A 201-nucleotide genomic window follows, 5' to 3' on the forward strand; every position below is an offset into this window, starting at 1 on the left:
TTCTTGGTGTGGTTTGAGAAATTACTACTCGCCACTCCTTGGTTTATTGTTTTAGCCGTTATTACCGCCCTTATTTACCTTGCCAGTCGCTCAATTAAACTGACTATTGGCGGAGTAATTGCGCTTATTTTTATTGGGTATTTAGGCATGTGGGAAGATACGATGCGTACGCTCAGTATCATTACCGTCTGTACCCTACTC

The 201-nt window shown here is 42.3% G+C and carries 1 pseudogene; it reads left to right on the forward strand.

Annotated features, from left to right (window positions below):
- Positions 1-201 (forward strand): annotated as a pseudogene (locus tag AB4585_RS28675) (proline/glycine betaine ABC transporter permease); the annotation flags it as partial.

This window comes from Vibrio sp. 10N.222.49.C9 (assembly GCF_041474985.1).
GTDB lineage: Bacteria > Pseudomonadota > Gammaproteobacteria > Enterobacterales > Vibrionaceae > Vibrio > Vibrio crassostreae_C.